The 20,288-nt window shown below is 67.9% G+C and carries 4 protein-coding genes; 3 read left to right on the forward strand and 1 reads right to left on the reverse strand.

The genetic code is table 11. The features are described 5' to 3' along the window. Both AC5L3Z_RS29330 and AC5L3Z_RS29335 read left to right on the forward strand, forming a co-directional pair. Nucleotides 1-359, forward strand: a 359-nt coding sequence (locus AC5L3Z_RS29330) for a hypothetical protein (protein ID WP_494846600.1), incomplete at its 5' end; no start/stop codon positions are given. A 340-nt stretch (nt 360-699) separates the two neighbouring features. Beyond that, nucleotides 700-17,208, forward strand: coding sequence for a DUF8616 domain-containing protein (locus tag AC5L3Z_RS29335; RefSeq protein WP_494846602.1), 16,509 nt, complete (start codon nt 700-702; stop codon nt 17,206-17,208). Between the two features lie 785 nt (nt 17,209-17,993). On the opposite strand, the gene AC5L3Z_RS29340 is transcribed toward AC5L3Z_RS29335, so the two are convergent. Then, nucleotides 17,994-18,545, reverse strand: a complete 552-nt coding sequence (locus AC5L3Z_RS29340) for a hypothetical protein (protein WP_494846604.1) — start codon at nt 18,543-18,545, stop codon at nt 17,994-17,996. Between the two features lie 1,140 nt (nt 18,546-19,685). Here AC5L3Z_RS29340 and AC5L3Z_RS29345 point away from each other — a divergent pair. Further along, the gene (locus tag AC5L3Z_RS29345) at nt 19,686-20,228 is read left to right on the forward strand and encodes a hypothetical protein (RefSeq protein ID WP_494846606.1); all 543 of its coding nucleotides are present in this window, start codon (nt 19,686-19,688) and stop codon (nt 20,226-20,228) included. Nucleotides 20,229-20,288 lie beyond the last annotated feature (60 nt).

Raw genomic sequence — 20,288 nt, forward strand, 5'->3', positions numbered from 1 at the left:
GTTCAGACGGCTGCTGCGGCCACCACCACACCGACGCCGGCCAGCACACCCACCATGCCCGGTCCGGCGACCGCCGGCTCCGCGACGACCGGTTCCACGACGCCCGCGCCCACTCCGGTCGGGTCCACCGCGCCTGCATCCGCAGCACCCGCACCCTCCGGGTCCGCATCCGCCGGGTCCGCGTCCGCCGGGTCCGCGTCCGCCGGGTCCGCGTCCGCCGGGTCCGCGTCCGCCGGGTCCGCGTCCGCCGGGTCCGCGTCCGCCGGGTCCGCGTCCGCCGGGTCCGCGTCCGCCGGGTCCGCGTCCGCCGGGTCCGCGACGTCCGCCGGTCCGGCAGCGGCGGGTGCCACACCCGGTAGCCCCACCAAGCCCATCCCCGCTCCCAGCCCCGTGCCCGTTTCCGATGGCAGTAGCGCCGCATCCCGTCCCGCGCGGAGCGGCACGAGCGCCGATGGCGCTGTGGACGTCACCCGGGTCACTTCTGGTGTGACCTCGGGGACCACCAGCATCGCCGCCACGCCCACGACGCATGCCGCCCCCGCGACGTCGGGACACGGACATGGCCGGGCGACAGCGGGCGGGCCGGGCGGGCCCACCCCGTTGGCGCCCGTCCCGCCGACCGGCGCTGGGCTCTTGACGTCTCTCCCGCCGGCCGGCTCTCCTTCTCCGCAGTTGGCATCGGCCGCCAGCAGTCCGGCGGTGCCGTTGTCGCGGCACACCGGGGCGGCCGTGGTCCCGCCCGCCGAGCCCGCGCTGGCGTTGGATGAGGCCGGCGAACAGGCCACCGCGTCGCCCGTGGACGGGTCCGACGAGTCACCTGTCGAGCTGCAGGACCTCCGCGGCCCGATCACCGCGGTGGGGTCCGCCGTCACGACCACGCCGGCGCCGCCCGACGAGCCGGGTCCGGTCCGCGCCGAGGAGGAGCGGGCCTTCAGCGACGCACCCGCGGGCGCGCTTGCCGACCCGCTGGCCGAGCCGAAGCCGGCATCGGTGCGGCGACTGCCCGCGAAGCCCACCGACCGGGCGCGGTACGCCCGGGAGCGGCTGTTCCCGCACGAGAACGCGCGGTTGACTGTTCAGGGTTTACGTAGGATGGCCGATGACCTGGTCACCCGGCTCGGGGTACCGGACAGGCCAGATAATTGCCTGGTTCTGCTCGACGAGGCGCGCTGGCGGGTGTTCCCGACCGGTGTCCGGGCGGCCACCTATACCGATGACCTGACGGTGGGTACCCGACTTGGTACCGAGCACTTCGCGAGTCCGATTCGCTGGCCGCTGGCTTCCTCGCGGCTGGCGGTGGAGCGGGCGGTCCGTGACGCGGGCCCGGGCAGCGCCGCGTTCCTTCTGGTGGAGCGGCCCAGTCTGCGGCGCGGTCATGCGCTCTTCTACCACCACACTTACGACGGGCAGATCGCTCTGGTCGACCCGCAGGCACCGGCCGGTGCGCGGGTCACGATCGTGGATCCGGACCGCGATTCCCGGCCGGGCTGGACCGGCATCGACGATCTCGAAGCCGACATCGCCATCCGCGCGCTGCTGGTGGACCCGGGCGGGCGCGTCAATGACCGCGCCATCCACTCCGCGGTCGAGTCCGGCTCCGCCGCCCGCGCCCAGGTGGACCGCACCGCCTATCCCCGTTATGGCGCATCCGGCATCGAGAGCGAGCTCGCTCGCCCGTCAACATCCGTTCTGCCGATGCCGCCGGCTCGTGACCGCGAGGGGCGGGTCACGCGTGACGTCGACCCGTTCAAGAAGGGAGATCGCGTATACGTGACGGAACCCCACCCCGCGTTTCCTGCGCACGTCCAGGTACGGCGGGACCTTTGGGCTGCCGCCGTGGGGCTGCCGGCGGACGCGGTCGAGATTCTTGAGGCAACGCCTACGGTCACTGACTTCACCGGGGTCCCGACGTTCGGCCCCACCGGCCGAACCGAGCTCGCCGAGGTGCATCAAGGAAGGCTCGGTGACTGCTACCTGATCGCCACTGTCGGCTCGCTGCTCAACCAGGGCCAGGACTCGAACCCTTTGGAGCAGGCCTCGCTGCTCAACCAGGGCCAGGACTCGAACCCTTTGGAGCAGGCCTCGCTGCTCAACCAGGGCCAGGACTCGAACCCTTTGGAGCAGATTGTGCAGGAGCTGCCTGACGGGACCGTGATGGTGTATTTGTACGAGCGCGACGAGCTAGGCCGCTGGCGGCGCATCGGGCGGCGGATGGACAAGAGGCTGCACACGACGCCGAGTGGCGAGCCGCTGTATGCGAACCCGCTCTCGGTGGCGATGATCGAGAAGGGCTTCGCGCTCCGGGCCGGGGGATACAACGCAATTCACGGCGGCAGGGCCTACGAGGCTTTTACGGCTCTGACCGGCCAGCCTGGCAGTCGGGATTTCATCACGGCGCCGGGGCAAGGCGTGGGCCCCGGGAGGCTTCTGGCTAGCCGAGACCCGCACCCGTTTGTTATGTCCGCTGAGGAGCTGCAGGAACGCGTTGGTCTGAGTCGCCATGCCGCACAGGAGTACCACGAGACGGTCAAGACTCTGGATCTCAAGCTTCTGCCCGGCGTGCATGCCGAGCGGGAGTTCGTGGTGAACCAAGCGCGCGAGAGTGAAGCTCGTCTCCTCCTCGAGAGGTATACAGAGCGCATGCTGGAGGGGCCGTTGGGCACCGGAAGGTACAGCGACACCGCCCAACAGCTGTACGACGGGGTCCGCGACGTGCTGGCGAGCGGCGGCCACGCGGCTCTCGGCCTCCAGAATTGGGGGGACACCGGGAGCGAGAACACCAAGCTGGTGCCGGGGCTGGTTTCCACGCACGTGTACACGATTCTTGGTGTGCGAACGGACCCCGCTACCGGCAGGAAGTTCCTGAGGCTCCGTAACCCGTGGGGAAAGCGCGGCCGTGTCTACAAGAAACGGGGCCTGAAGCTTGCGGCTGGCCCCACAAGAGCCGCCGAGTTCGACCTTGATCTGTGCGACGTGATGGCATACGGGTATGTTCTGGATCACTCGCGGGCGGCCGGACTGCCGTCTGGGCCGGGTCCGGTGCCGCCGTCCGTGCCGCGGGTGGTGCCGTCTGGGCCGCGTCCGGTGCCGCCGTCCGTGCCGCGGGTGGTGCCGTCTGGGCCGCGTCCGATGCCGCCGTCCGGGCCGGGTCCGGTGCCGCCGTCCGTGCCGCGGGTGGTGCCGTCTGGGCCGCGTCCGATGCCGCCGTCCGGGCCGGGTCCGGTGCCGCCGTCCGTGCCGCGGGTGGTGCCGTCTGGGCCGCGTCCGATGCCGCCGTCCGGGCCGGGTCCGGTGCCGCCGTCCGTGCCGCGGGTGGTGCCGTCTGGGCCGCGTCCGATGCCGCCGTCCGGGCCGGGTCCGGTGCCGCCGTCCGTGCCGCGGGTGGTGCCGTCTGGGCCGCGTCCGATGCCGCCGTCCGTGCTGTCCGGGCCGCGCCCGATGCCGACGCCGGTGGCTGATCCCGATCTCACTGCCTTCGTGAACGCAGAGCTCCGCAAGGCCGGCCATCCCGCGGTAAGCCCCAGCGAGGTCGCCGCCGCGCGGCAGGCACGCTACCCCGACGGCGAAATCGGCAGGACCGTGCTACCGGTGCTCGCTGAAGCGATAGCTGGCGAGATTCGACACCCCGGCATGCGCGGGCAGCTGCGGGGTGGAGCCCGTTCCGACCAACCGCGAACTGGTTCCCCAAGGGTGGATCATGAAGTGGCCGCGATTGTGCGGCCGTACGCCGGCGGCGCCCCGCCGGAAGTACTGGCCGAGATCGATGGCGTGGTGCGGCGTGCCCTGACTTCGGACGCCACAGTGCACGACGCCGCCGAGTTGGCCGGCCAGGTGGCGCAGGCCCGCGCTTCGCGATCACCGCTGAATCCGCCATCGGCCGCGTGGCGTCCGGTTCAGCCCCCGGCCGCTGGTTCTCGCGCGTTCGTTCAGGAGGGCACGTCCGAAGGCAGGCAGGTGGCGGCGGTGCCGTTCGGAGAGCGGGATTCTGCCCGGGATGCGGTGGTCGATCCGGAGGTGTCCGCGCCGACTGTGCTCGCCGAGCCGGATCACCTCCGCCTCGGCGACGAGAAACGCTTTGACCAGCAGTCGATCCGTGGGGTGGCCGCTGCCTCGGATCATGAGGGGACGACTGCTGCGGGTAAGTCGGGGGAAGCGTCGACGCGAAGGACCGTGGTGAATGGTCCGTCGTCGTGGGGTGAGGTGGTGGGCCCTTCGGGGTTCGGATGGGGTCCAACAGCGGTACGGCAAGTACGGCCCTGGGTGTGGCTGGTGCAGCCGGCGCGAAAACCAGTCGATGAAGCGATCGCGTATGACGCGGAGGTGGTGAAGGCTGCCGGCGTAGTTCTTGATCACGTGTCCAAGCTGGACACGAAGGCGAATGTTGTCCTGTTCGAACTCAGAGAGGTCGATGGAAAACCGCGGGTCGCCGCCATGGATCACTTGTGGTCGGCAAAGGAATTTTTGGATCGTATAGCGAGTTCGGTGAACTACGCCTGGCCGCTGGTTCTCGTACCGATTCAGGGTTCCAAGCACGCGGAGGCATTCGAGTCCAGAATCAAATGGGAGCTCGAGCATCGGCATGCGCGGAAAGCTCGCGTTCGGCCGACCGCCGGGTGGACTGTTGCGACTGGTAAGTGGAACGAAGAGCCGGAATCGGTACGCTACTACGAACCTACCAGTCACCGGTTGTTCACCAGCTTGGCTGACGCGCTCAGTCGCACCCGGTCGGTGTCCAAGGCTGACCCTGTGCCGGTCGATGCCAAGCCTGTGCCGGTGGAGGTGGAGCAGCTGCGGTGGGCATGGGAGAGGGGTCGTCGGGTGAAATTGCCCGTTTCCCCTACCGGTGTGGGAGGAAACATCAAACCTCCCGACTATGCGGCAGCGTCGAGCCAGGAGGTGGAGTGGGCTTCCGAGCTGCGGGTGCCGTTCGATGATCCACGGTCATTGGCGCAGCTGTTGGTTCCGGGTGCGGTGTGGCCGGTGCCGCGGGAGGGTGAGCCGGCGAGGGTTCACCGGATTTATGGCCGGAGGGAACCTGACGCAGCGGGTGTCCTCCGGGAACAACCGTCCGGTGTGGCGGTAGTGCGGCTGCCGGCTACCGAGACGGAGCCGGCGTTGTCGGTGATGGTGGTGACCAGTTACTTTGACGACTACCATGTCGCGCTGGATTGGGTGACCCACTACCGGAACGGCTTGCAGGTGGTTACCCCAGTGCCTGCGTATCATGCGTTGTCGCTTCCCCACAACGACCGGCTCACTATTGAGTCCGGTCGGCTTAACACAGACGCCGATGGATTTGGCTCGGCTGGAACGTTTATTTGGGTCGATGGCTGGAAGAGTGCAGTCGAGTATAAGGAGTTGCTGCCGTCGCGTCCTGCGGGTGCGGGCGAACCCGTCGTCGTCCTGCCGAACGTATCCCGCAATTCTCCGTTTACTGCCCAGTTGGCCAAGCTTGAGGTGGTTGTTGTCACCTCCTTCGAAGCTCGCCCGACCAAACGCCACCCCGATCGAATAAGGTATGGAAATCCGTATTGGTTCGTGGACGGGCGTGGCGTAAGCGCGCCGGCGAATGGCCCGGATCTTCTGCCCAACCTTGTTAAGTTGTTGCAAGTCACGCACGAGGGTGTATGGACCGGGACGCCGCGGCAGGCATTGGAGCTCTTGGTATCAGCTCCTCTTAAGCGGCATCCAGAAGGGGCGTACGAATCGGCCCGACGGGCGTTTGAGCAAGGCGTTGAACCCGATCAGAGCGTCCGGCGGGGCGAGGATTGGGTGGAGCTGGAGTTGCCATTCCCGGACCGTGACCTCGGAAAGCCGAATAAGGCGCTGAATGCGTGGTTCTACACAGGTGACGTCGGTGTCGTTCGGCTGGGCGATGTGCGGCCTGGGCGCACCACCAGCGTCAGGCTGCCCGAGCGGTACGTCAGGTATGTCGAGGACGGCCAGCACTGGTTGATCGTCGATTTGCGCAGCCTCCGAGCGGAATCCACCTTTGATGAGGGTAGTTGGCGGTTGAGCGGGTGGCCAACGGCGTACGAGCCTGGCCGCCATGCAGGCGGGGAAGTTCCACTGCACGAGCAGCCACTCGGGTACGAAAAGCTTGCTCGTCATGCAGACGAGAAAACTCCGCTGCCCCGGGTGGCCTCCAGGCTAAGGGACGGTGCGCTCCTCGAGCCGGGCCCGGGTGAGACTGAACCGGGTTCGGTTGCCGGCCTGTCGGGCGGTTTGGTGTCGTTGGCCGGTGCGCGCGGGGACGTACCGGTTGACGGGCTGGCCTCGAGCGTGGGGGATTCGACGCTGGGGGATGGGCCGTCGCAGGTAGCTCCTTCGGCGTCGGTTGACGAACGGCCAAAAAAGTCCGAGACCGGTGGGGCGGCGGCTGTTCCGGGTCACGGGGGGACGATTGCTGCGGGTACGTCGGGTGCAGCGTCGGCGCGACGGACCGTGGTGAATGGCCCGTCGTCGTGGGGTGAGGTGGCAGGTGCTTCGGGGCTCGGATGGGGTTCAACAGTAGTACGGCAAGTGCGACCCCGCGTGTGGCTGGTGCAGCCGGCGCCAGCACCAGCCACTGACGTGGCCGCGTACGGCGCGGAGATGACGAAGGCTGTCGACGCGGTTGTTGCCGACAGCGCCAAACTAGACGGGAAGGTGAATGCCGCAGTATTTGAGCTCGTAACTGTTGACGGCAAACATTACGTTTCGGCAATGGGGCAGTTGTGGTCGGAGATAGATTTTCTGGATCGTTTGGCGGGTTCGGTGAACTATGCCTGGCCGCTGGTGCTCGTGCCGATCGGGGTGTCCGAGCGTGTGGCGAAGGCCTTCGGGGACAAGGTTCAACAGGAAATTGAATTTCGGAAGGTGCATGGCTCACACCTTCGGCCGACCGCCGGATGGGTTGTTGCGACTGGCGAGTGGGGCGAACAACTAACCTCAGTGAAATACCACACACGTGGCTATGGGTGGTCCAAAACTAGTTTGTCTTCTGCGTTCCGTAAGACGCGGCCTGGGTCGGATGCCAACCCTGCTCCGCTCAGTCTGCAGCTGCTACGCCACTATCTGACGATGTCGGGCCAGGAGCTGCAGTGGGCTTCCGAGCTGCGGGTGCCGCTCGATGATCCGCGGACATTGGCGCAACTGTTGACTCCGGGGGCGCAGTGGCGGGTGCCACGGGAGGGTGGGCCAGCGAGGGTTCACCGGATTTATGGGCGGATGGAACCTGACGCAGCAGGTGTTGTCCGGGAACAACCGTCCAATGTGGCGGTGGTATGGCTGCCGGCTACCGATGCGGAGGCAGCGTCGTTGGCGATGGTGGTGACCGAGGATTTCAACGCTCGCCACGTCGCGCTGGAGTGGGTGACCCAGTACCGGAACGGCCTGCAGATAGTCACCCCAGCGCCCGCGCATCTTGTGCTGTCAATTCCCTACAGCGAACGGCTCACCATTGAGTTCGGTCGGCCAAACAACGAAGCCGACGGAGTCGGTCCGACCGGAACGCTCATTTGGGTCGATGGCTGGAGAAACGAAGACGAGTACAGGGAGTTGTTGCCGCTGCACCATGCGGATATAGGGATGCCCGTCGTCGTCCTCCCCAACGTACCCCGGGAGTCCGCATTTGTTTCCGGATTGAAAAGGCTCGGAGTGGTCGTTGTCACCTCCTTTCACGGGCGCTGGCGTGCGGAAACGAGCGATGAAAATTTCACACACGTCAGCGGGTTTTCGGTGGACGGGTCCCTTCCCGTTGAGCTTGGGCCCTTCCTTGATGGGTTGTTGCACGTCAAACACGAGGGTGTACGGAACGGGACGCTGAGGGAGGCTTTGGACATCCTGGCCTCATCCCCCCTGAAGTTGCATCCGCGAGGGGTGTACGACTTGGCCCGGCGGGCGTTTGAGAGTGCCGTTGACGATCCGACGGCGGCCACGCCTGGCGCGGATTGGGTGGAGCTGAAGCTGGACCTACTCCACCCTGACCCCGCCAAGGAGAGTGCGGCGCTGGATGCGTGGCGCTTCGGGGGTCACGTCGGTGTGGCCCGGCTGAGCGGCATGCGGCTGGGCAGCACTACCAAGATCCGGGTACCCAGGCGACGCGTCCGGTATGTCGCGGAGGGCAATCGGCGCTGGGCCATCGTCGACCTGCGGAACCTTCGAGGAAAAGTCATCCTTGTTGAGGGCCGTTGGGAGTTGCACGAACAGCCACCCGCATATTTCGAGGAGCCCAGCAACGCAGCGCCGCTCCCGCAGGAGGAGCCTTGGCGCGAGGGGTCCGCACGCGCGGACGCCGCGCAGACGTCAGTGCTTTCTTCTTCTGGGGTTGGGCAGTCGCCGGCCGATGTCGACGCTGTTCCGGTGGCCTCGGACCCGGACGCGACCACCATGGTGCCCCCAACGCCCCGTGATGAGCCCAGCCAGAGTGAGTCCGAATCCTCGCGGCAGGATCGCGACCCCGCTGTCCGGCGCGGGCGGCATGGGACATCGAATGTGCTTACCGGCTGGAGCAGGCGTCTGTCCCGCCTGTTCGGCGAGCTGCCCGTGCACATCCGCCCGCGCCCGCAACCGCCGCACCAGCCCGCGGCCGCACTCCCGGAACGGCCGCCCGCCGCCGCGGGCAGGCAGCCCGCCGCTTCGCAACGTGTCGTGTCCGCCGAAACACATAACCAGACCAACCAGGCCCACGAACCCTCTCGGGGCGAGGCGGTGCCGGTTTCGCGTGAGCCGGACGGGGTTGTCGGGTTCCCGTTGGGTTCGGGGGAGTCGGATGGTGGGGGTAGTTCGGCTCCGCTGGTCGCTCAGTTGGTTCGGGCGGAGGACGGCAGGTGGTTTGCTGACGGCGCCGAGGTGCTGGTGCGGCGGTTGCCGGAGGCGCGTAGCGCGTGGGTGTTGCTCCCGGAGGATCAGGCGGCTCGGCTGGTGGGCCGTCAGTTGGTGCCGGATTCCAGGAGTGTGCCGGTGCTGGTTCATCCGGTTGGTGGGTTGGTGCGGGTGCCGGTGCTCCGGGGCGGGACGGCGGGGGAGGTTTGGCTGTCGCCTGAGCAGTTGGCGAGGTTGGTCGAGGGTGAGTTGGCCGTGGACGCCACGGTGGCCCTGCTGTCCTGCGCGAGCGGGGCGCTGCCGGAGGGATTCGCTCACCGTCTCGCTTTGGCGTTGGGACGAGATGTGGTGGCTCCGGCGACGGACCTGTTCGTGAGTTTGGCGGGCTCTCGGGCGGACCTGTTCACGGCCGGCGGTGAGAGTTGGCAGCTGTTCACCGCGGAGGGCTCTGCGTGGGACGTCGTCAACGATGAGGTCGAGGGGGAGGTCCGGCCCTTCGACGGCGTGGCGGCGGTGCCGTTCGGAGAGCGGGATTCTGCCCGGGATGCGGTGGTCGATCCGGAGGTGCCCGCGCCGACTGTGCTCGCCGAGCCGGATCACCTCCGCCTCGGCGACGAGACCCCGGGCACGGTGGTGGACAGACGTTCCACGGCCCTGCTGCATCATCTGTACCAGTCGGTGACGCGCGTCGCGCCGCCGATGGATCCGTATTCGATGGGCCCCGACGTCATGGGCGTCCGGTGGGCGCCGCCGCCACCATCGTTCCTCAAAGGCTTTGACCAGCAGGCGCTCGAGGCAGACCAGGTTGCTGGTTTCCTGCGGAAGCTGAGCCTCGTCTCCGGCCGGGCGCAGTCACCCGTCATCGGTCGGCTGCGGCACGATCCGGACGCGGTCTGGCAGGGTCCACTGCGGGCAGAGCCGCTGCCCTGGACGACGAGCCAGAAGATCCTGCCCGAACTGCGGTACGGGCCAAACCCGCCGGCGGTGCCGAAGGTGATCCACGGCATCTGGCTGGGTAGCCCGCTGACCGACGAGCGCGAGACGACGGCCGAATTCCGGCATTACTTCGGCGACCTCGCGCAGCGCATGAGGGCTTACGGGATCTCGTTCGTGCTGTGGACCGACGTGCCTCGCTCGGCGACCGCCAACCCGACGCCGGCGGTGCAGAGCATGCTCACCTGGGCCCGTGATCTCCTTATCACACCCGTTTTCTTCGGGGATGTGTTCCACGCGGACGCCCCGATGGAGCTGAACCGTCAATTCCGCACGGAGCTGGCGAAACAGACCGGCTCCGGGTACGCGGCGGCGTCCGACATCCTGCGACACGAGATCCTGTTCCGGTTCGGTGGCGTGTACAGCGACGGCGACAACCGACTGCCGGCAAGCCCTGGGGCCGAGCCTCGGCTGATGAGGGAACTCGCGGGCATCGCCACGACGGGTGGTGCGGGGTTGTATCGAACGAGACTGGCCGACGGGCTCGGCATCAACCAGAACCTCATCCTGGCCACCCGGCGGCATCCCCTCACGATGCTGGCGCTGACCGAGATCAGAGGCAGGTACGAGGTCGACCAGATGAGCCTGCTCGGCGAGGACGACGCGCCACCGAGCACGGACCCGTACGAAAGGTTCGTCCGTTCCGTGCGCGCCCGCTCGGTGATGAGCCGGACGGGTCCGAACGCGGTGCGGGACGGCCTGTTGCGGTTCGGCGTGCAGGTGCAGGAGGTGCCCGGACTCGTCACCTTGGAGGACATGCACGGCAACAGTTGGGTACCCGATGTGACGTTCGCGTCGCGACGCCGGTACAGCCAGCGGGAGGAACCCGAGGTGGTCCGCCGGGTCGCGGCCACGCTGATCCGCGGCCTGTTCAACCGTCGTGGTGACCTCCACCTGACTTCGGTGGCGTCGGTGGTGAACGGCCTGCCGCACCCCGCGGCGGCGTGGCGGGCGATCATCACGTTCATTCTCCAGGACCCGTACCTCGCACCGCGGGTAAACACGGTCACCGACGTCTGGGAGGCGGTCGGGACGAACCTGGAGCTCAAGCGCGCGACGGTCGATCTCCCGCCGGACGTGTGGGCGATGCTCGGTCCGGCCGACCACGGTGAGGTCTGGCGGTGGGACGAGCGGACCAGACCGGTGGCGCCGCCGAGTGGCCCGGCCCGGGTGCATCGCCAGTTGAACGAGGTCTTCGGTTCGGAGTTGGCCCAACCGGACCACGCGATCCGGTGCCTGGCCGAGTTCGTCGCCGCCGTGCACCCCACGACCCACAGCCGGCTGGCGACCGGGAGAAGGACCTTCCAGGGGCGGCACGCGGAAGCCGCGCTGGCGGAACACCTCCTTGCCGGCTGGAGCCCGGTGAGCTCCTGGACGCAACTCGCCGACATCCTCAAGCAATCGGGCAGCGGCAGTATGGCGCTGGTCCGGACCGACCTCCGCGGCGGCGCCACGGACACCGCCGTGCTGCTGAACGAGGCTGGCCAGCTACTCCTGATCCGGCCGCAGCTTGCGGGCAGGCATCGGCTCTCGCCAGCTGGTCCGCCCACGAGATCGAATCTTGTGTCCCGCACCATCATTCTCGCGCCGGATGGTCGGGTGCTCCCGCACGGTGGGCCGGCGCCGAGAGCGAAAGCACCTGCTGCCGGTGCCGGGCGGTCGGACGTGGCCGCGCGTGACGACGATATCCTGATCACGGCGCTCGGCTCGGGGGACGCCTCTCCCCTGCCGCCGTCCGCGCCGCGCCACGGGCAGATCACGGCCAGCGTGGTGGGCCTTCGAGTGCCGCCGAAGGGTGATCAGGAGCCAGCGGCCCATTCTGCCAACCTCGCCGTCGGATTGGCGTCCGAGGCGTGGGGGAGCCTGGTTGGGCAGTCGCCGGCCGATGTCGACGCTGTTCCGGTGGCCTCGGACCCGGACGCGACCACCATGGTGCCCCCAACGCCCCGTGATGAGCCCAGCCAGAGTGAGTCCGAATCCTCGCGGCAGGATCGCGACCCCGCTGTCCGGCGCGGGCGGCATGGGACATCGAATGTGCTTACCGGCTGGAGCAGGCGTCTGTCCCGCCTGTTCGGCGAGCTGCCCGTGCACATCCGCCCGCGCCCGCAACCGCCGCACCAGCCCGCGGCCGCACTCCCGGAACGGCCGCCCGCCGCCGCGGGCAGGCAGCCCGCCGCTTCGCAACGTGTCGTGTCCGCCGAAACACATAACCAGACCAACCAGGCCCACGAACCCTCTCGGGGCGAGGCGGTGCCGGTTTCGCGTGAGCCGGACGGGGTTGTCGGGTTCCCGTTGGGTTCGGGGGAGTCGGATGGTGGGGGTAGTTCGGCTCCGCTGGTCGCTCAGTTGGTTCGGGCGGAGGACGGCAGGTGGTTTGCTGACGGCGCCGAGGTGCTGGTGCGGCGGTTGCCGGAGGCGCGTAGCGCGTGGGTGTTGCTCCCGGAGGATCAGGCGGCTCGGCTGGTGGGCCGTCAGTTGGTGCCGGATTCCAGGAGTGTGCCGGTGCTGGTTCATCCGGTTGGTGGGTTGGTGCGGGTGCCGGTGCTCCGGGGCGGGACGGCGGGGGAGGTTTGGCTGTCGCCTGAGCAGTTGGCGAGGTTGGTCGAGGGTGAGTTGGCCGTGGACGCCACGGTGGCCCTGCTGTCCTGCGCGAGCGGGGCGCTGCCGGAGGGATTCGCTCACCGTCTCGCTTTGGCGTTGGGACGAGATGTGGTGGCTCCGGCGACGGACCTGTTCGTGAGTTTGGCGGGCTCTCGGGCGGACCTGTTCACGGCCGGCGGTGAGAGTTGGCAGCTGTTCACCGCGGAGGGCTCTGCGTGGGACGTCGTCAACGATGAGGTCGAGGGGGAGGTCCGGCCCTTCGACGGCGTGGCGGCGGTGCCGTTCGGAGAGCGGGATTCTGCCCGGGATGCGGTGGTCGATCCGGAGGTGCCCGCGCCGACTGTGCTCGCCGAGCCGGATCACCTCCGCCTCGGCGACGAGACCCCGGGCACGGTGGTGGACAGACATTCCACCCGTAAACGCCTCGCTGCAGACCAGCCTGATGGTCCACAGACGGCAGGGTCGGGTGGTAAGCGTCGCCGTGGTGCTAATCCACCGGCCGCCGCGGAAGATGCGCGGGCGGGCCGGTACGGGGTCTTCGAGGCTCACGTGTCTTCCAGAGTCGACGGCGTGTGGAGTAGGCCCGTCCTGCAGCCTCCGCCGGTGGCAGACGCGGCTCTTGGCGATGCGGGCGTGACGGGTGCCGGCCAGGTAGACACGGGCGAATTCGTTCATTCTGACGTGACGATGTCCGAGCCGGGCGGGTCGGGGGCACGGTCCCGCACCGGAGTCGACATCTCTGGCCTGGCCGTGCTGGCCGAGGCGGCGGCGCTCGTGAGTAGTCAGGCGACCGGGGCTTCGGGGTCCGCGCCGCAGCCGGGGGCCGCGGCGCGGATCGGATCGGACCCGATGTTCGTCGTACCCGGCGACGGTCATTGTCTGTTGTACGCGTTCATCGCCACTGATCCGTTCCTGGTCCGCCAGGTGCTGGATACGTATCTGCCGGCTGACCTACACGCGTTCCTGTCCAATTCCGAGTCGGTGCGTGGCAGCATCGCCCGGCTGGTCGGCCAACAGGTGCCGGTCACCTCCGAGCTCGCGCGGACGGCGGCGTTGCTGCGCGATCATGTCGAGCGGTACCTGGATACCAATGTCGGGCAGCTGCCTGCGGATGTGACCGCTCAGCGAATTAACTTCTTGGCCGATCGCAGTGAAGAGGCGGAAAACACGGGCCTCGAGCAGCTGTACGAGACGATTGAGGGGCTTGCCGGCGGCCTCGTCATCGATGCCGCCTACCTGAGTGCCGATGCGATCCAGCAGCGTTATCGCACGGTGCGTGCCGGGATGGCAAACCCCGGCAGGCTGACCGACGTACCACAGCGACAGCTGGACTTCATCAACCAGCAGGGCCAGGGTTTCCCGGTGCGCTCGCTGGATGAGCAGCGCGTCCGCGACTACCTGGCGCATGTGCTGACTAGTTCGGACCGCCCGCTCGACGCTTGGGAACAGCGCCAGGTGCGCTCAGCGATCCGCAACTGGCGCAGCTTGTGGACGAGCCCGGCCGGAGAGTTCCTGGCCCCGCTGCTGGCCCACGCGACCGGTAGCCGGGTCACCATCCTGCGAGCTACCCGGAGCGGGGTTAATCCAACGGACGTGTACGGCCCGCCCACGGGTCGGCCGGTCATCTTGTACCACACCGCAGCCGACCCGGCGAACCCGGACAACTACAACCACTACAACGCTGCGGTACCGGCTTCGCCAGAGGCAGATGCGGGTCACGGCGATCTGCCGCAGTTGCTGGGGAGCATCTGGCTGCAGGACCAGGGCAGGAGTGCAGACCCGGGCGATTCTGTTAATCATGATGTGACGATGTCCGGGCCGGGCGGGTCGGAGGCGCGGTCCGGTATGGAGAACGGGCCATCTGATGTGATCATGGTGACTTACGCGGGGCCGGGCTCTTCTCCACTGCCGTCGACTCCACCGGTGCAGGTGTTGGAGTGGCGGCCGGGCGTCGGTGGGGCGTCGACGTTGCGGGAGTACCTGCAGCAGCTGCAGCAAGGGGAGCTGTCGCAGCTACTGCACGGCCACCCGCTGACCGCCCGCGCTAAGGCTTTGGATCCCGCAATGGTCAACTGGGTCAGGTTGTGGACCCTCGAGTTGAAGAAGGAGACCATTCCCGGCACAGCTCACCGCTACACCGCCCAGAAGGTGGCCGCCGTGTCCGGCGGCATGGTGACCCGAAGAGCAGTGTCCAACTGGTGGGGTAATGAAGTCCCGCGTCTGCGGTCGGCGCCGCCGGCGCAGGTGTTGGAGTGGCGGCCGGGCGTCGGTGGGGTGTCGACGCTGCGGGAGTACCTGAAGCAGCTGCAGCGAGGGGAGCTTTCGAAGCTGCTGCAGGGGCACTCGCTGGATGGCGACGCCAAGAACGGGCTGGACCGCGGCGTGGTGGAGTGGGTCAGGTTGTGGGCTCGCGAGTTGGGGAAGGCCGACCCCGTCACCACACGCAGGCTCTACACGGCCAAGATGGTGGCCGACCTGTCTGGCGGCATGGTCAGCCAAGCCGGGGTGACCAAATGGTGGGATGCTGATACCCGGAGTCTGCCGCCGGAGCCGCCGGCGCAGGTGTTGAAGTGGCGGCCGGGCGTCGGTGGGGTGTCGACGTTGCGGGAGTACCTGCAGCAGGAGCAACAGGGGCAGGGGGAGCTGTCAGCACTGCTTCGCGGGCACTCGCTGGACGGCAACGCCCAGAACCTGGGTTACGGGATGGTGGAATGGTTCAGGTCGTGGATCCTCGCAATGGCGGAAGAAATGGACCCCGACACCGGCCAGCCCTACACGCACAGGAAGGTGTCCACCCTGTCCGGCGGCATGATCAGCCCAACCATGGTGTCCAGATGGTGGCACAGGAAGCGACCGGAGCAGCCGGCGCAGGTGTTGAAGTGGCGGCCCAGCCCGGGCGGGCCGGCGACGTTGCGGGAGTACCTGCAGCAGGAGCAACAGGGGCAGGGGGAGCTGTCACAGCTGCTGCGGGGACGCCTACTGAACGGCGATGCAAAGACGGGTCTGGATCGCGACGTGATGGGTTGGGTCCGGTCGTGGGTTCTCGGGTTGAAGGGAGAGCCTCAACCGCAGACGAATGTTCCCTACAACGCCGTGCAGGTGGCCGGGCTGTCCGGCGGCATGGTCGCAAAAGGGACGGTGTCCGTGTGGTGGGACTGGCATGGCAAGCAACTGCGGGAGCCTCCGAGGCATGTGTTGGAGTGGCGGCCGGGCGTTGGTGGGGTGTCGACGTTACGGGAGTACCTGCAGCAGCTGCAGCAGGGGGAGCTTGCGCAGCAGCTGCACGGGTACCAGTTGAACGGCAACGCGAGGACTGGGCTGGATCGCGCGGTGTTGGGATGGGTCCGGTCGTGGGTCCTCGGGTTGCGGGGGGAGACCGACCCGCAGACCAATAGCCCCTACACCGTCCAGCGGGTGGCTGAATTGTCCGGCGGCATGTGTGGTAGGCGCGGCGTGACCGACTGGTGGCGTGAAGCTGCCCTCGGGCTGTCGGAGGAGTCGCCGGCGCAGGGGTCAGGGCAGCCCAGCGTGGGCGGGCCGGCGACGTCGGCGGCCTTGGCGGACGACGCCCTCGGCGATGTGAACGACTCAGGTGCCCGCCATGCAGACACCGGCGATCCCGCTGATCCTGGTGTGACGATGTCCGAGCCGGGCGAGTCGGGGGCGCGGTCCGACGTCGAGGACGACGTCTCTGGCGCGCTCATGCGGCAGCCCGGGCCGTCATGGTCGTCTGACGTGCCGCCGGTGCCGGCACAGCAGCCTCGGGCCACAGCCGAAACCGCCATCAGTGACGACTCCCCTGCCATTATCGAGCCGCGACGGCAGGTGACGCCGGCGCCCATGAAGCACCGCCTGGACCAGGGGCGAACAGAATGGAACTGGTATTACCCCTACGACGAGACATCAGACGATGTGCGGGTGGTTCGCGTCCGGCGAGTGGAACACCGGGTACGGCCGGACCCCGAGATGGACAATGCATTCCCGTGGCGTGACCCGAACGACCCGGTCGGGCGGGTGTACGAACCGTACGCCGACGACAATGGCGCGGTGCATCCCACCGTTCGCGCGAACGCCGAACGCATCACCGCTCGAATGGCCGGGGGCAGGAATTACCTGAAGGACCTGGCCAGGTCGGAAGATAGCCGGCTTCAAGTGCCCGAAGGGGGAATTGACGACATGCACCGGCGGCTGTGGCCCCTGCTGGAACGGGCGGTGGAAGCCGAGGTCCGCCGACTGGTCGCAGGCCGGCCGGCGCCCGCCGCGATAGTGCAGCCCGGCATCATGCTGGCGAAACACCTCAACAAGGACAATCGTCAGCTGGAGGGTCAGTGGGGGCTGTTCCTGACCACCGACCCGAAGGCCGAGCAACCCTCCCTCGCCAACGGAAAGATACTCGGCCTCTATCTCGGCGCCGTGATCAAGAAGAACCAAGGCATGGAAGCCTGGGAAAAAACCTACAAGCTCTACCCGACGTACTCGATGACCGTCGGTGCAAATCACGAAATGAATGCGGAAGGGGCCGCCAATTCCGTCGCCTTCGCCAATACCGCCCTAGACCTAAGTGGTCAAGCCCCGAGGCTCGACCAAAAACTCATCAACTCGATCTTCGTGAAGTTCATAGTCTCCATGCCGGACAAGAACAACGAACTCCGATCCGAGCCCATCGTGGCACTCGTGGCCCTGGACAACGCCTTCGATCCGACGCAGAATCCGTACCGGATCATTTGGGCGGACTACGAGGAGGCATACCTGGAACTCTTCAAGCCGAAACCGGAACCGAAGGTGAAATTGGAGCCGGAAGGACCGTAAGAGTCGCGCCCACCGCCGCCAGCTCACCACTACTCAGCTCAGACCACCCCGGGATGTGGACAAGGTTATTCCGGCTCAACGAAGTTGAGGGGGGTCGGCTGCTGCCGTAGGTCCATCCGGAGTGGACCTGGTGGGAAGGTGCCCGTGGCTCTAGGTAATCATCCTGTTGCCGAGGCAAGCTGCTCACAACAGACGAGCCACGGGCATGGTTGAGGATACGACCCGGCTGTTAGGCCCTGCCGGTCTGGCGGTCGTCGGAGTCGTCGACGGGCCGGACGGTCCGGTGGTGGACGTGATCATCGCGGATGAGCAGGCACGGCAATGCCCGGAGTCGACACGGCCGCCACGGGAGGCTACCGCGGCGCCCAGGGCGTCAACGCAGATGCCGACCCACCACCTCCGCTGCCGCATGGCCCGATCCACCCGCTTGCGGTTGGCCCGCCTCCCAGGGCACCCAGCTCGACGCTCGCCGGCGGCGACCTGTAGGTTCCTCCGGAGTTGTAATGGACGAGCCTGATCTGCTCGGCGAGGGCGTCCTCGTCGGCAGGCGGCGAGTCTGCCGGGCCGGCTCGCGGACGATTCAGCGGTGAACCCCCGGAGCGCGGGACACCGTCAATACCGGGCACAACCTCTTGACGCCGAAGACGGCGCGGTGGGGGACGATCTCTTCCGTGTGAGTCGATGGATGCCCCGACTGCGACAGCCCTTCCTCCGGATGAACGGTCCAGTCTCAAGGTGTCCACATCTCAGGGGTAAGCCCACAGCCGACCCCGCCATTCTTACCGTCAGTTCAAGGTCAGTCCGGCGAAGACGGCTGCCGCGCGGACATGGTCACCGGCCTCGATGGCGTCGTTGTCGGCGCCGGGGGGGAGCGCGGACGAGAACGACAAGATTATCCGCCAAGCCATGGTGCCCCTGCGCGCCAGCATCACGTAGCAGCGGCATAGGTCGCGGCCGTTCACCAGGAAGCCCTGGTAGGTCGCGCACGTGTCGATCCCGAGGTCGGCTGCCCAGCCGCTCTGTTCACCCTCGGCGGCCCACTGGATCAATCGCCAGTCAGCCAGCGCGGGGTGCGGCACCCCGACGAACGCGAGCACACCATCGACCCACAGCTGGAGATTGTGGGCTGGGTCGGCTTCGGGCATCACCCCGACCGCCAGCAGGTCGCCGGGCAGCGGTCCGGTGAACGCCGTTTCGGTGACACCGCCAGCGGGCGGCAGCGGCGCAGCCGTCTGCCAGGCGACCGGTACGCCCAGGGTGGCGCCCCCGATGCGCTCAGACCGGGTGGGCCAGCCGGGTTCGACAGTAGTCCAGAAAGGACGATCGTTGTTGTTCATCGTGACTCCCTACACTACGGGCGAATCCGCAGCTTATAGACGGGCGTTCATTCGCGTATCAGGCGGTCCGCGCTGAACCGGTACCCCCGGGGCCGAGGCGGTCATGCGCCGACCCGGTCCGAACAGTGTCCGACAGTAGGAGGGCATCAGTGTCGGTCATCGCCACCCGACCGGCCAGGGCGGCGATGGCCACCGCTTGGGCGATCTCCACGAACTCGCCCCTCGGCCCGTTAGCGACGGCACGCGAAGATCAGCTCGTCTGGTAGCCGACCGGACATCCGCAGCAGCAGATGGTGGAAGGCGGTGCGCTGGTGGCCTGAGGCTCCTACCGCCTGGGTCATGGCTGCGCCCTTCTCTGCCTGTGCCTGGATCCCTCCGGCCGTCCGGAGCGGTCCTTCTCATGACGGTTCGGCCCCCGACCTGGTTCAAGACCGTGGGCCTCGGCCAGCTTGTCAGTCTGCGCCTTCCGCATCCCGACCTGCCCAAGGCTCCGCATCCCGACCTGCCCCGAGGCGCCCCGGGGCGCCTCGCTGCGGTGACCCTTTCTGAAGTTCGCGGCGAGCAATGCTGTGGCGCGTGGTGGTGCCGCAGTGCAGCTTGGCCAGGAGTTCGAGGTCTTGAGCGTGGCGATGGCGCAGATCTTGGCGTGGGATGGCTTGATCACGCGCATCGGTTTGGGCGGGCGTCGCCCGTCGTACGGGACGACGACTGAGCCGCGCGCCCCGGCGGTCAGGCCGTGCGTCGAGCCGGGCAGGGGTGGGGCCCCAGTGGTTTTGTGGTAGGCGTGCAGCGGTTCGGCCAGGCGGTGCAGGACCAGGCCATCTACCAGGAGCTTCGTTCACTTCCGACGATCACCGCCTGGGCGGGCACCCGCCTCACCAGTCAGGTGACAACAGCTCACCGTCTTAGCCTGCGGGAAACTTCTTGTAACGGAATTGAACCGGGCGCTGTCCGGCGCCGTCGAGGAAGGGTGACCCCCGCCACTGTCGCAGAGATGTTCCGCCTGGTCGTTGTTGCCCAGACCGGGCGGATCGAGGTCACCATTCCGGCCGAGGTGCTGATCGGTGAGCTGCTCCCGCGCTCCGCGAGGGGGAGACGGTCCACCTCCGTCCCCACGCCGACGAGCTCAGGCAGCCGGAGATGATCTGGCGGGTCTGGCAGGGGCACCGGTTCCGGCGGGGCGCCGAGTGGTTGGCGCGGGTGCTCGGCTACGACCGCGGTCCGCTGATCGACGGTCGTCCGACCCGGGTGGGGCAACTCTTCCTGCTGCGTACGCCGGGTGCGTCGGAGCGTCGCTACCTGCTGCGGCGCGAGGGGTTGGTCGAGCTCGGCCCGCTGGCGTACGCCGTCGCCGCGGGGGACCCGGGGACGAGCCGGGCCTATCCGGGCGCGTCGGTCGTGCCCACCGAGCTGACGCCCGGCGCGTTGAGCCGTACGCCCGTCGTACCGCAGCCGGCGTCCCCGGCCGGCCGTCCCCACCAGTCTGCCGGAGCTGCGGTGTTCCTGGTGACCGATGCCGGGGTCAGGTCTCCAGTGGCGGCGCAAGCGATGCGTCGGCTTGGTTCTCGGTTGGAGCAGGCATGGCCGGTGCTGTGCCGGCTGTTGGGCATGCTGCCGATCGGGCCGGTCGTCGACGCCTCGAGCGGTGTGTGGTTGAGGGGGTGGCGGGGTTATGGGCCTTGACATTGATGGGCCCACTGCTGAGTTCTTCAAGTGGCTGACGGGGGAGGAGTTCCCTGCGGT

This window comes from Micromonospora sp. LZ37, from assembly GCF_059359015.1.